This window comes from Verrucomicrobiota bacterium (assembly GCA_039192515.1).
Taxonomy (GTDB): domain Bacteria; phylum Verrucomicrobiota; class Verrucomicrobiia; order Methylacidiphilales; family JBCCWR01; genus JBCCWR01.
On record JBCCXA010000011.1, the window covers coordinates 26966 to 39404 of the forward strand.

The 12439-nt window shown below is 40.7% G+C and carries 11 protein-coding genes and 1 other RNA gene; 6 read left to right on the forward strand and 6 right to left on the reverse strand.

All coding sequences use genetic code 11. The annotated features are described in order from the left end of the window. Positions 1 to 372 precede the first annotated feature (372 nt). Together AAGA18_06545 and AAGA18_06550 are read left to right on the forward strand one after the other, a co-directional pair. Complete coding sequence (locus tag AAGA18_06545; GenBank protein ID MEM9444994.1) at positions 373 to 948, forward strand: hypothetical protein; 576 nt, start codon at positions 373 to 375, stop codon at positions 946 to 948. A 451-nt stretch (positions 949 to 1399) separates the two neighbouring features. Then, positions 1400 to 2191 carry an undecaprenyl-diphosphate phosphatase gene (locus tag AAGA18_06550; protein MEM9444995.1) on the forward strand — a complete coding sequence of 264 codons (792 nt, stop codon included), beginning with the start codon at positions 1400 to 1402 and terminating at the stop codon, positions 2189 to 2191. Here the strand turns inward: AAGA18_06550 and AAGA18_06555 are convergent. The 5 genes from AAGA18_06555 to AAGA18_06575 form a co-directional block, all read right to left on the reverse strand. After that, positions 2127 to 2858: a DUF502 domain-containing protein gene (locus AAGA18_06555; GenBank protein ID MEM9444996.1), complete on the reverse strand. Its 732-nt coding sequence runs from the start codon at positions 2856 to 2858 to the stop codon at positions 2127 to 2129. The genes AAGA18_06550 and AAGA18_06555 overlap by 65 nt on opposite strands. Before the next feature lie 15 nt (positions 2859 to 2873). Then, on the reverse strand, positions 2874 to 3509 hold the full coding sequence (locus AAGA18_06560; GenBank protein MEM9444997.1) for a YqaA family protein: 636 nt from the start codon (positions 3507 to 3509) through the stop codon (positions 2874 to 2876). Between the two features lie 136 nt (positions 3510 to 3645). Further along, positions 3646 to 5790: a glucans biosynthesis glucosyltransferase MdoH gene (mdoH, locus tag AAGA18_06565; protein MEM9444998.1), complete on the reverse strand. Its 2145-nt coding sequence runs from the start codon at positions 5788 to 5790 to the stop codon at positions 3646 to 3648. Beyond that, on the reverse strand, positions 5787 to 6359 hold the full coding sequence (locus AAGA18_06570) for a hypothetical protein (GenBank protein ID MEM9444999.1): 573 nt from the start codon (positions 6357 to 6359) through the stop codon (positions 5787 to 5789). The genes mdoH and AAGA18_06570 overlap by 4 nt, the downstream gene beginning before the upstream one ends. Continuing rightward, the gene (locus AAGA18_06575) at positions 6347 to 7768 is read right to left on the reverse strand and encodes a glucan biosynthesis protein (protein ID MEM9445000.1); all 1422 of its coding nucleotides are present in this window, start codon (positions 7766 to 7768) and stop codon (positions 6347 to 6349) included. Before AAGA18_06575 ends, AAGA18_06570 begins: the two co-directional genes overlap by 13 nt. 623 nt (positions 7769 to 8391) lie before the next feature. Between AAGA18_06575 and rnpB the strand changes: the two genes are divergently transcribed. Further along, positions 8392 to 8746, forward strand: an RNA gene (gene rnpB, locus AAGA18_06580) — RNase P RNA component class A. On the opposite strand, the gene AAGA18_06585 is transcribed toward rnpB, so the two are convergent. Further along, complete coding sequence (locus tag AAGA18_06585) at positions 8739 to 9329, reverse strand: PEP-CTERM sorting domain-containing protein (protein MEM9445001.1); 591 nt, start codon at positions 9327 to 9329, stop codon at positions 8739 to 8741. The two genes, rnpB and AAGA18_06585, sit on opposite strands and share 8 nt — an antisense overlap. A 393-nt stretch (positions 9330 to 9722) precedes the next feature. Between AAGA18_06585 and AAGA18_06590 the strand changes: the two genes are divergently transcribed. The 3 genes from AAGA18_06590 to AAGA18_06600 all read left to right on the forward strand — a co-directional run bounded on the left by AAGA18_06590 (position 9723) and on the right by AAGA18_06600 (position 12430). Further along, positions 9723 to 9971, forward strand: coding sequence for a hypothetical protein (locus AAGA18_06590; protein ID MEM9445002.1), 249 nt, complete (start codon positions 9723 to 9725; stop codon positions 9969 to 9971). 51 nt (positions 9972 to 10022) lie between these two features. Continuing rightward, positions 10023 to 10430 (forward strand): hypothetical protein, encoded by a 408-nt coding sequence (locus AAGA18_06595; GenBank protein ID MEM9445003.1) that lies wholly within the window; start codon positions 10023 to 10025, stop codon positions 10428 to 10430. A 623-nt stretch (positions 10431 to 11053) separates the two neighbouring features. Beyond that, positions 11054 to 12430, forward strand: coding sequence for a sulfatase (locus AAGA18_06600; GenBank protein ID MEM9445004.1), 1377 nt, complete (start codon positions 11054 to 11056; stop codon positions 12428 to 12430). Positions 12431 to 12439 lie beyond the last annotated feature (9 nt).

Consider the following 12439-nt stretch of genomic DNA (forward strand, 5'->3'; position numbering starts at 1 on the left):
GAATTCCTAAAGAAAACAATAAGAATTAACCTCAACCCTTGTTCCGGTGATATGCGAATCAGAGTGTTATAGATCTGAGTGATCGGTCTAATGAATCTGCGAAAGGTAAATGAATTCTCGCGAAGTAAAGGTTCACTCAGAATTGGTAGATTTTGTAAGCAGGCACAATAGATGTCTTTTTCAGAAAGAAGACAATGAAGTGAAACCAGTGTAAAAATGATTTTTGGATATACATTCACATCAATGGTACAGAAATCACTTGGTTGCTTGGGATTAGATCAAGCTCACACAAACGGTACGATGTTGGGTAACATCGGAAGGCTGGAGGTAGCCGCCAGACTGTGTTGATTCGTATTGCCCTAATCTGAGGCAATGACAGAAAATTCGACAAAAGAAAAAAGTCAGAATCGTAGGCCGCGTAGTGGTGGTCGTCGCAATTCTAGATCAAAGAATTCGCGTTTTAGAAACAGATCGACACGTAGTAATTACACACGTCGCAAAAGTTCACCTAAAAAGAAGAGCTTTTGGGAAAAAGTGCTTAGTTTCTTTGGGCTGGACAATCACAGCAAAAATGGATCTAGCAAATCCCGCTCTACCCGTCCTGGTAAAAACGGCAGAAATACTGCCTCTGCTAAGGAAAAGAATCCTCGTAAAGAGACGAAGCCAAAAACACCTCGCGTGGAACAAGATCCAGTAGAAGTCACTACGCCCAAGCTTTATGTGGGTAACTTATCTTATGATCTCGCAGAGAGTGACCTCTTTGATTTGTTTTCAAATGCGGGATCCGTGAAGAATGTTGAGATTGTGCGTGATCGCAATTCAAAATCTAAAGGTTTTGGTTTCGTTGAAATGCAAAGCTTAGATACTGCGAAACAGGCAGTAGACAAATACCATCGTTATGATTTCATGGGACGTCAATTAGTCGTAAGCGGAGCTAAACAAAACTAAAAATCTAGCTCTCATACTATGCCATTTTTAGAAGCCGACCTTTTGGGTCGGCTTCTTTGGTCTGAAGAGAAGCTTGCACAAAGGCTTGAAGTAACTTACGTCATAAGCTAGAGAAGTTAGATGTTTTTATCCTATCTCTTATTTCATGACCTAGAGTATTTTTGAGTTAAATTAAAAACAGCCATTTTTGTCATACCGCTGGCTCAGCCAGCGTATCCAGGAGATTGAAGTATTCATAGATTTTCCCGCCGTATTGATTTTCTGATATTAATACGGATCCAAGCGCCAAGAGACTACACAGCTCTCCAGAGGCTTTGATCGGTGAAATGATAGGTTGGATTAGGCATGGTTGCCTATTTATTAAAGACTAAATTTTAGTATTGTGGATTGCTTTCTTCGTTTGGATCAGTAGCCTCAAACCTCACTTTGGATCAAGAGATCGATAGCCGCGATGCAGGAATGGTTAAATACAATTTTACTAGGGGTTATTGAGGGGATTACCGAGTTTTTACCAATCTCTTCAACAGGACACCTGATTATTATTCAGGACTTTCTAAATGACTCTCGTTCAGAGTTTTTTAATGTAGGGATTCAATCAGGAGCAGTGCTTGCAGTGGTTTTAATCTATTGGAGAAAGTTAATAGATTTAGGTTTGAATTGGCAAAAACCAGAGCAGCGAGATTATATTTTAAAACTCAGCGCAGCTTTTACAATAACAGCCGTTCTTGGGTTAACTGTGAAATTTTTTGGCGCAGAATTACCTCAATCAAAAGAGCCTGTTGCTTGGGCAGTCTTAATTGGAGCATTAGCTATTTTCGCAGCCGAGTCAGTTCTAGCGAAGAAACAAATCACGGATGATATTCTTTGGAAAGCGGCCTTAATTATTGGGGCGGCTCAAGTTTTAGCAGGAATATTTCCAGGCACTTCCAGATCTGCCGCAACGATTATAGCTGCAATGCTGCTTGGTGTCTCTCGGGTAAAGGCAACAGAGTTTTCTTTTCTCTTAGGCATACCGACTATGTTTGCTGCCGGCTTTGTGACACTTGTCAGTGCATTAAAAGAGGAAGGTGAATTGCCTAAAGGTGAGTTCGCACATTTTGTGGTAGGTTTTTTAGTGTCTATGATTGTTGCCTTTATAGCAGTAAAATGGTTGCTTGGCTTTATTCAAACCCACACTTTCACACCGTTTGCTTGGTACCGTCTTGTTTTAGGTCTTGGGCTGCTAGGTTGGATATACCTTTGACGATAGCGCCCCTGAACTGTTCTGGAGGAATAAGTCCTGCTGAGATTAACATCTTCCAGGCTTGTTCCATCGTTAGGCCGCTATGGATAACAGAGTCTTCTTCAAAGACCAAAACAAACCCCGTGATAGGGTTAGGTGCGGTTGGTACAAATACAGAAGCTAGCTTTTCATTATTAGGCCCATTGAAGTGGCTAGTAAGAAATCCTACTAGATAACCATTTAGTGTCGGATATTTGAGAAAGACTACCTGCTTGTTTTCGAAGCCTTTGGATGAGCCTCCGATTTTTTTAAAGGAGTCGATCACCTGCTTAATGAGTGGGTAGATCACATTAACTACAGGTATTTTAGCAAGCACCTTTTCAGTATAGAGCAGTAGTTGCTTACCGATAACGTTGGTCGCTAACAATCCAACTAGGAATACCAGTAGAAGTGTAATGATAAAGGCTAGAAACTGAATGCCGAACTCAACCAAGATGGCCTCGGGTAAATCACCAAAGATACCCGTGGCGACATCTCTAACAATCGGTTTGAAAACACGGCTTACCTGATCAAATATAAAATAGAGAATATAAATAGTAAGCGCCAATGGCCCTAAGATGACCAGACCTGTAAGGAAGACATTCCTGACCCAGATCAATAGATCTGCTTGCGATTTCTTCTCTGACATATAGTTAAATGAATCCTAATGCTTAATAAGTGTAATTGCGTAAAAACCAAGCACACCTAAAATTAGCATTACAATCAGTGCAATTTCCAAATATTTCTCTAAATATTTTTTGATGCTGTTACCAAAGAAAAAGATGAGAATGGCCTGAAAAAAGAAACGTGCTCCACGCCCAATGACAGAGGCTACAATTAGAGTGATCAGGTCAAGGTGAGCAACCCCTGCAGCTATGGTAAATACCTTGTATGGGATAGGGGAAACTGCTGCTACCAATATAGCCATAAAGCCGTGATTTTTGAAAGTATCTTGCAAGCTTAAAAAGACATCTTCTTTATGGTAAAACTCTACGATGAGTTTTCCAACCAATTCATAGAAAGCAAAGCCTATGTAGTATCCTAGAACACCACCTAGAACTGAAGCTACCGTGCACCATAACGCGAAGATAAGACCTTTTTTAGGTTTGCCAAAACAGAGTGCTGATAAGAGTGGGTCAGGCGGAATAGGAAAAACGGAGGATTCTATAAACGAAAGGAAGCATAGTGCGGGGAGAGCGAATTTGGTTTCAGCCCAGCTCAAAGTCCAGTCATAAAGTTTTCGAATGATGTTTTTTTTGTTATGAGATTGAGGGGGAGGGGCTGCGCAAGGTTCTGACATGGCAAGCAGTAAAGCGTTGCTTAGTTGCTAAGGCAATGTCGAATCATAATTTTTTATGTATCATACGGGTTTAATCAAGTCGTATTGGTCTATACGCAGAGTTGTCATCATAGTGGTTCAAGTTGCAATGGGTCTCTTAGGAGTAGCTTAAGCGGAATCTACTTATAGCCAAGCTCCACCAAGGACATAGTTTTGATGAATTGGTTTTCCACAAAGTATTGTGCAAATTTTCAACAGACCTTGAGTCATTAAGAAGATGCCAACGATCTTCGCTACTTAAACTATCAGGCCCCTTCAATATGAGATCTTTCACTAAGTGCTCAAAACGCTTTTGTGTAAGGGGTTGTTGTTTAGAACGCGGTCTCAGAAAACCGTAATGCAATGCATTGACATAAGGATCTAAAGCTACCCGGATAAGTCCTTGGTGAGGTACAAGCTCAGGTATGGGAGTCTCTATTTTTTCTCGCTTTGATAAAATTTTTTCTAACAGTTTGATTTCTTTGCATGGTTTGACTTCTTCTGGCGTAAGCAATAAATCTTGCTTTTTAAACCATAACCCTAAGCCATGGTGACTCGTGATGATGGAAAGCAGTGGTGCAAATAACCAACTTAGAAAAATGGGGCTTGCCCAAAAAAATAAAAAAGGGTTAATGATCCCAGCCAATATAGCCCAAAATAGGCCTACTAAAGTTTGCCCTCCATGAGCTGCCAAAGCACTGGTTAGGGAAGTGTGAGATTGGCTATCACGGTTCTGCGTATTCCATTGCACTTTCTGTCCTATTAATGTACCAAGAACGAAAGCCGAGTGAAAGAGCATTAAAAGTGGGGCCAGCAAAGAAAAAAAGACCACTTCAATAAGCACTGATATGCTGGCTTTTAAAAAACCTCCGAAACGGATGGCAAATGCAGGGTCAATAAGTAATCGAATGATGGTGAAGAGTTTGGGTCCAAAAAGATAGACGAAAGAAAGACTTAGTATAATCAAGCCATGTAGCATGATAGATTCAGGCATAATGGCTAACTTGCTAGGTTGCGAAAGTAGGCTCAAGTTACTTACATAGAAGCTATAGGTAAGCAAAGTGCTCATTAACAAAAAAAGGAGCCAAAGAGGTGCAGATAGATAAGCAAGAATGCCATTGATCATATGGGTTCGATTGGCAAATGGTATTTCTCCAAATAGCGCGATCCATATATGTTGTAAGTTTCCTTGACACCAACGGCGGTCTCGAGAAGCGAAGTCTAGTAAGGTGGGTGGACATTCTTCATAGGAACCCTCTAGATCATGCGCTAGCCAGATTTCATAGCCTTGCTTATGAATTAAGGCTGCTTCTACAAAATCATGGCTCAAGACTCGCCCTCCTAGGGGACTATTGCCAGGAAGTGCGGGTAGGGTGCAGTATTTGATAAACGGGGCCATTCGTATAATGCCATTATGCCCCCAATAATTTCCGCCTGATTGTTGCCAAAGGTTAAGCCCCGCACTGCTTATTTCTCCATGGATCCGATTTGCAAATTGTTGTAGCCGTGCAAAAAGAGTTTCTCCCTGGAATATTCTGGGACTGGTTTGGATAATGCCCACTTGAGGGTTTTTTTCCATCATAAGCACTAAGGAGAGAAGCGTTTCCGTGGTCATGAGGCTGTCCGCATCAAAGCAGATCATATGATCATAGTTAGATCCCCACCTCCGGCAAAAGTCACTTATATTACCGCTTTTTTGGTTTAAATTTTTAAATCTATGACGGTAGTAAATCTTTTCTTCAGCATCTAGTTTTTGAATGAGTGATAGCCAGTGTTCTTCCTCTGCAATCCAGCGGTTAGGATTTGTAGAATCACTGAGTATAAAAATATCAAAAGCGTCTAAGTGCCCTGACTTTTTGAGAGCTCGATAGGTAGTTTCAACTCCAGCATAGAACCGACTGGTGTCCTCATTATAGACGGGGAAGAGTAGGGCAGTTTTGCTGCTGAGATTTAAATGCTTTTGCTCTGTTTTACTTAAGCTAAGGTAGATACTTTGTGAGATCTGTCTCATTTCCGACTGTGTCATTACCAAATAGAATCCAAAAAGTGCTTGAGCGAACCCGAAAACAAGCACTGCGTTAAGAGGAATGTAGATAATAAACAAAAACCAGTGACGTGTGGTCATAGAGTAACGTGAGATAAAATCTAAAAAGAGGCAAGGCCCTGCTATGGATAAGATAGTAATACATAGCCATAATAGCACCCTAAGTACTACCATATGTTTCGTTTGGCTTTTCCAGCTTTGTTGATACCTGGGGTTCATCTTGAAAATAGGTAGATAAGATAAATGAGCATGATCACCATAAAGCTTGCCAGAATATACTGAGCTCCTGGGATAAATCTTATCATTTGTTGATAAGTGTGAGTAATGTTATCAATATCAGAAAAGTCTAGGGTAGGATTACCCATGGTAGAGCGTTGGAGGTCAGGCCCCTGCGTAAGTCGATACTGTAATAATAATTCCACTTCGGACTGAGGTAAGAATTTAGCGCTTAGTAAATATTCAGGTTTGCGTTGCAAAAGCTTGGAAGTGTGTAAAAGAAGCAAGAGACGGCGGCGTTGCGTGGTGTCTGGAGGTATATCAAGCTGGGCTGCTATTTTTTTTAAAGTAGCATCAATTTGCTTTAATGCGAGATCTGCTGCCACTTGCTCTAGGTCGTCTGTGTCATCATAGCAATATAAATTAGCCTCCTCTAAAATTTTCAGGACTTGATGGCTGCGGGATATACGGTCCTCTATACCATAAGCTCTCAATATGCCATCTACACGCGTGAACGCATTATTTCGAGTTTCTGATGAAATTTGGTCTTCTACTAAAACTAGGGTGTCCATGTGTAGCTCCAGGTTTCAGAATAAGGTTTAGCATCTTTTTTTAACTTAAGAGCCAAATCAAATCCATTAAGTTTTGAGGAATCTTCAATCTTGGGGCTTTTCAAGTCAATCAAGACGCGAAAGCAATTCTCAGGTTCATTAAAAATAATTCGAGGTGTAGTGATGACTGTAGCTCCTGAAGCTTCAAAATCCACCGTATATGAGCTAATATTAATAGCGCTTCCTTGGCTAATTCGTTCGATATCAATGACAAAGCTGGTGGTTTCCTCCTCTAATGTTTTTGAGCCAATATGAGTGTCTAGGATACGAGCTAGATCTGATTCAGGATCCGTCTTTCGCATCTCGACTGTATATTGAATTCTGTAAGGTTTTTTGGAAGCAGGCGCTTGTTCAGGCGTCCAAAAGGCATTGACGTTGTCAACAATTTCGTTGGTGGTAGGAAAGGTGTAAAGAATGACAGAACCCTCGGGCCAGACCTCGCCTGGTGTCACCCAGGCAGATGGACGATGATGATACTCAGCCTCTAAATCTTCATAATTTTTGAAGAGTCGATCCCTTTGCATAAGTCCGAATCCATGAAGTTCCTTCACTTTGAATTGATTGACAACTGGCTGAGCAGGGTTAGAAAGTGGTCGCCAGATCCAACTATTGCTTTCATGAATGAGTAAGCCATCTGAGTCGTGCACTTCAGGTCTCCAATCGGCAGGCTTATCAATGGTGTTTTCACCAAAATAGAACATTGAGGTGAGTGGCGCAAAACCTGCCCGCGAGCCTGCTCCTTTCCAAAAGTAGATTTGAGCTAGAACATCAATGGTCGTTGTTTCTCCAGGACTTAGGGTAAATTCATAAGCGCCTGATACATTCTCTCCATGCAATAAGGCTAATATGGTGAGTTGGTTGGAATCAAGATCTGGTTTTTTTAGCCAGAATTCTCTAAAGAAAGGAAAACGCTCTCGTCCATTAATCGTATTTTGTGTTAATGCTCGCCCTGACAGTCCCCATACTTGAGTAGCGCCCAGAGCTCGAAAATAACTGGCTCCAAGGAATACAAGGACCTCATCATAGATATCAGATTTGTGCAGAGGGTAGAGCACTCTTATTCCCGCATAACCTCTCGGTTTACTAAAAAAATTAGGCTTGTAGGTGCTTTTTTCGTAATTAAAATTTTCCTGCATAAAAGGTATTTTTTGATGATGGGTATCTGTGATTTCGTTAATGTTTACCGACCTATTATAAAGCTTACCCATATGAAAAAACTCTACCCTGAATTTCGAAGGTTCATTCCACCAGAGTGCTTGTGATGGGCGAAAGCGAATGGAGCGATATGAATCATAATCGATATCTTCAAGATTTCGTGGCAAATCGGGTTTTGGAGCCGGTAGTTCCTTTGATGCAATTTCTGATGCCATCTTAGATACTGTCTTAAAAGTAATTTGTTCTCTTTTGTATGCGTGAACCTGTTCTGGTTCAGATATGAATAGAGCAAGCAGACTCAGGGCTATCAAACAGTTTGAATTATTATACATATTGCTAACCTGAAATTTATGAAATCTATAGCATGTTATATCAAATATGCAAACCGTCGGTGAGATAAGACAAGCTCTAAGATAAGTAACCATTGAGGTGGTTAAAAAAATGCAGCTAAGAACTAAAATTTAATCTACTATTAATTTAAGAACTCAGTTATACAATTTAAGTAAAGAGTTGGCGATGATTTTTCCCTTCGAACTTCAATTTATTAATTGTATATAATGATTTAATATAACTCAAATGATCTCATAAAAAAATGAATGAAATGTGTAAGTCTTTGATTCGCAAGGAAAAGAGAGTCGAAGAAGATGAATTCATGATAATGTCCTAGCTTAACTCTGACAGCGAGCGGAGGCCAAAATTTTAACTGCGTCGACTGCTAATCTGGTTTGAGTAGTGACATAGGTCTCAAAAGAGATACTCCGGGAGACTTTGTGCTGCTTCAGGTCAAGTTCTGGCGTAGATCTTTACTCTTTCCCTGGAGCCCATTTTATCATACTGTATACAAGGCTGGCGATCGCCTCCATGTTTCTGCATGGGGGAGGAAAGTCCGAACACCAGTGAGTAGCTTGCCTTGCGAAAGCAAGGGCAACCAGGTTCAAGCCTGCGTTGACGGAAAGTATCGCAGAAAATATACCGTCCTCCTATGGAGGGTAAGGGTGAAAAGGTGGAGTAAGAGACCACCGCTTCTATGGGTAACCAAGAAGGCATGATAAACCCCTGGCGGTGCAAGACTAAACAGGAAGCCTAAGTACTCACCTAGCTTCCGGGTAAGTTGCATTAGATAAATGATCGCCCCCTTGCCGCTAGTGATGGCGGGAAGAGGACAGAATTCGGCTTAAAGCCAAACTATGGAAGGCGTCTCCGAGCTGGGGACGCCTTTCTCCTTTTCAGACATGCGAGACACCCGATACCAATCGCTAATAAAAGGATGCTTGAAGGTTCTGGAACTATAATGAAGGTAGATTCATATCTTCCCTCAATTTCCGGTGAGTCCTGAATGATTGTGATTTCATCCAAGGTTACTGCGAAATCGTTAATGGGGTTGAGCACTTCAAATAAGATAAGCCCCTGTAGGTCCTGTAGCGCCTCTGGAACACCAACAAGGGTTAATTTACTAATGGAAAAATAGCTAAACCCCTCGTCAAGCTCAATAAAAGAGTTAATCAATGGAGTTGCCGGTATAATAGGAGCTTCATTTACCGTATCCCCGTAGAGTGTGAGCGTAATATTTGGTAGCTGCTCCAGCGGTGGTAGCGGGGTAGTAAGGCTGATATCAAAAGTAATATTATCTAAGGAAGTTTCTCCTGGATCGCTGGCAGGACCCACAAACTCAAGACCATTGTATTCAAAGAGAAAAGTTGGATTGCTTGCATCGAGCACAATTGTGGCTTGGGCCGATGCCTGAAATCCACAAACCCCAAGCAAGATTATGTACATAAGGAAGTTAATAGATCTCACCTTGGTGTAACATAACAGGATTAATGCTCTAAATACCAGCTATTTTTAGATTCTATTGTAGTATTTGCTTTATAAGCCAAAAAATTTCTTAATCTGAGTTTAACTCGGATGAGGTCATAGAAGTTAAACGAGATGCTTAAAACCTTGAGCCACAAGCAAAAGAGGCTGGACCAAGATGTATTAAAAAGGTGATATCTCTAAGAGACTCTATGTTTCTTGGGCCCAAGATCTTGCACAGATTTTAAGGCTCTATTGCATCATTCGGGTTTAATAATAAGAGCCGAAAACTTTGTATGACAGTCAACGGGAGCAAGATAAGCTTAGCTCGTCGACATAAAGTTACTGCTATCTCCAAGCTGTTAGCAGGTTTATATGAAAAGTTCTAGTTTAAGTGAACATTGTGCGGCTGAGAAAGTAGAGAAGACTGACCATGGCAGCGAAATCTCGCCCAGAAATATATATGATTTAGCCATATCCATTGAACAAGAGATACATAACTCTATCAATGCCTACGCTGTTTACTTTGATCTCATGTTGGCAGATATAGAAGGTAATATAGTAGCAAATGGAAGATCGGACTTATTCCAGTCTGTATGGAGTAATCAAGCAGGCGAGGACTGATTTCAGCAGGCTATTTATTCACAGTCAGGTGATGAGTATCGCTTCCTGGGTGTGCATGATTCTCCTCTTGTAAGACCAGCGTGTTTTAGTCTATTCCTACAGTGTAAGACAAAACGAGAAGAGCGACGGGGATGTCCTTGGGCATTCGGCATTTTCTTCAATTGGAACGATTTTGCGCAAACCATTGTTGAAAATACTCCTTTAAATAATAGTGAGCGCTCTACAACGCGAGTTTGTATCGTAAATAAGCTTATTTTGGCAGATACTTCTCACATGAGCTTAAAAGAGCAGCTTGATATACCAGGGATGAGTGAGTATATGGCATCAAAAAAGGGATTTACTATCCAAGACTTTTTAAATGGTTCAAGAAAACATATCATATCTTATGCCAATGCCCTAGGCTTTGAAAGCTGTTCGACGGGCTGGCACTCATTTATTATCCAAGAAACAGATGCGTAATGAATCTGTCCTTTTAAGAATGGATCCCTTCAACAAGTTAATCTGCATACCTAGACTATTATGGTATAAGTAAAAAATAATATTTCTAACAAGTTCTCAAAACTTTTTTTAGAGAGTGCTCAGAAAGGCATGAAACTGTTTCAAGTGGTGACTAGGCAGTGAGAGAAAATAGAATTAGCTGCAATATCCATCTGTCATAAAGATATAGGGCAGATAGGGTAAAAGGGCATCAGCTGTTGGTTGATCAGTCAATCGATGACATAAGTATGGTCGAGTATATAACTACTCATGCTCGTGCTAAAATTAGCATGAATACTTTTAAAACCAATTTCCTAACGAACCTGTGATTTGAAAAATAACATAGATGAAAGTAAAAATGTTACAGATGAGGAATCTGAAATAGTATTAAGTTCATTATCATCCTTAATTAACCCTGGATTTTGTCATAGAAGTTGAAAGAAATGCATAAAACCCTGAGCCACATTGAGAAGAGATTTGAGCAAAATGTATCTCTAAGGAGAGACTTCATGTTTCTGGGAGCTAACTCTTGCGCAAGCCTTTAAGTTTCTGCATCATGCGGCTTAAATATTCACCAAATGAAAATTATATCCATAATACTTACAATGATACACTTGACATGCGCATTGCATGCTAACATGCAGCCCAATATCATCATCATTTTCAATGATGATCAAGGCTATCAAGATTTAAGTTGTTATGGTTCTCCCGATATAAAGACACCTCGTATTGATGAAATGGCTAACGAGGGAATAAAATTTACCGACTTCTATGTCGCATCCCCGGTTTGCTCACCTTCGCGAGCTGCTTTATTGACAGGTTGTTATCCATTCAGAGTAGGAGTAAGAGGGGTCTATTTCCCTAACCGTGGACGTGAAGGCTTGAATCCCAAATATGTAACGATTGCTGAGGTTTTAAAGTCAGTAGGATATAAGACTAAGGCAGTGGGTAAATGGCATCTAGGCGATGAAGTAGAGTTTTTGCCTACGAGTCAGGGCTTTGACTCCTACTATGGCGTTCCTTACAGCAATGACATGTTTCCAGCGAAAAGTATGAAATACGCGTCAGATTGTCTTTTTCGAGAAGGTTTGACAAAAGAAAAATTGGACGAAGCTTTTGCTTCCAAAGAGGAGTCTTCCTTCAGGAAGGGGTCCCCTATAATATTTAAGAATAAGGTGCCATTGATGCGAAATGAAGAATGCATTGAGATACCCGTGGACCAAACTACTATCACCAAACGTTTTGCTTCAGAAGGAATCAAGTTTATTTCAGAAAGTGTAGAATCTAGAAAGCCCTTTTTCCTTTATCTGGCAAACTCCATGCCGCATACGCCACTCTTTGTTACGCCTCAATTTGAGGGCAAGAGTCAAGGTGGTTTGTATGGTGACACTATTGAGGAAATTGACTTTAATACCGGTCGTATTCTAGACCATTTAAAAGAACTGGAAATTGATGAGAATACCCTTGTCATCTTTTCTTCTGATAATGGTCCCTGGTTGATCAAAGGGGATCATGGTGGTAGTGCTTTACCTCTTTTCGAGGGTAAAGGTACCACTTTTGAAGGAGGCTTACGCGTTCCTTGTATTATGAAATGGCCTGCCAAGATACCTGGCGGTTCTGTTTGTAGAGAGATAGCTTCAACAATTGATTTACTTCCCACTCTTGCTCATGTGGGAGGGGCTGATTTGCCTACGGATAAATCACTCGATGGCAAAAATATTATCGATCTTATGACCGGTAAACCTGATGCTAGGACTCCTCATGAATACTTCTTCTATAACAAAAGTGCCGTGCGGAGTGGCGATTGGAAATACCATGTGAAAGAAACCTTTAGAGTCAAAGCCACGGCTAGAGATAGCAAAGGTCCGACTCTTTACAATCTAAAAGATGACATTGGTGAAACTGAGAATGTTATCGATCACAATCCCGAAATAGCAGAGCGTCTAGCGCAAGCCTTAGCGAAACACTTAGCGAAGGAATGAAGGACATAT

Coding starts and splice junctions, on each gene's coding strand:
- AAGA18_06560 (MEM9444997.1), bottom strand. CDS start 3,509: ATGTCAGAACCTTGCGCAGCCCCTCCCCCTCAATCTCATAACAAAAAA.
- AAGA18_06555 (MEM9444996.1), bottom strand. CDS start 2,858: ATGTCAGAGAAGAAATCGCAAGCAGATCTATTGATCTGGGTCAGGAAT.
- mdoH (MEM9444998.1), bottom strand. CDS start 5,790: ATGAACCCCAGGTATCAACAAAGCTGGAAAAGCCAAACGAAACATATG.
- AAGA18_06575 (MEM9445000.1), bottom strand. CDS start 7,768: ATGGCATCAGAAATTGCATCAAAGGAACTACCGGCTCCAAAACCCGAT.
- AAGA18_06550 (MEM9444995.1), top strand. CDS start 1,400: ATGCAGGAATGGTTAAATACAATTTTACTAGGGGTTATTGAGGGGATT.
- AAGA18_06590 (MEM9445002.1), top strand. CDS start 9,723: ATGAAAAGTTCTAGTTTAAGTGAACATTGTGCGGCTGAGAAAGTAGAG.
- AAGA18_06570 (MEM9444999.1), bottom strand. CDS start 6,359: ATGGACACCCTAGTTTTAGTAGAAGACCAAATTTCATCAGAAACTCGA.
- AAGA18_06600 (MEM9445004.1), top strand. CDS start 11,054: ATGATACACTTGACATGCGCATTGCATGCTAACATGCAGCCCAATATC.
- AAGA18_06545 (MEM9444994.1), top strand. CDS start 373: ATGACAGAAAATTCGACAAAAGAAAAAAGTCAGAATCGTAGGCCGCGT.
- AAGA18_06585 (MEM9445001.1), bottom strand. CDS start 9,329: ATGTACATAATCTTGCTTGGGGTTTGTGGATTTCAGGCATCGGCCCAA.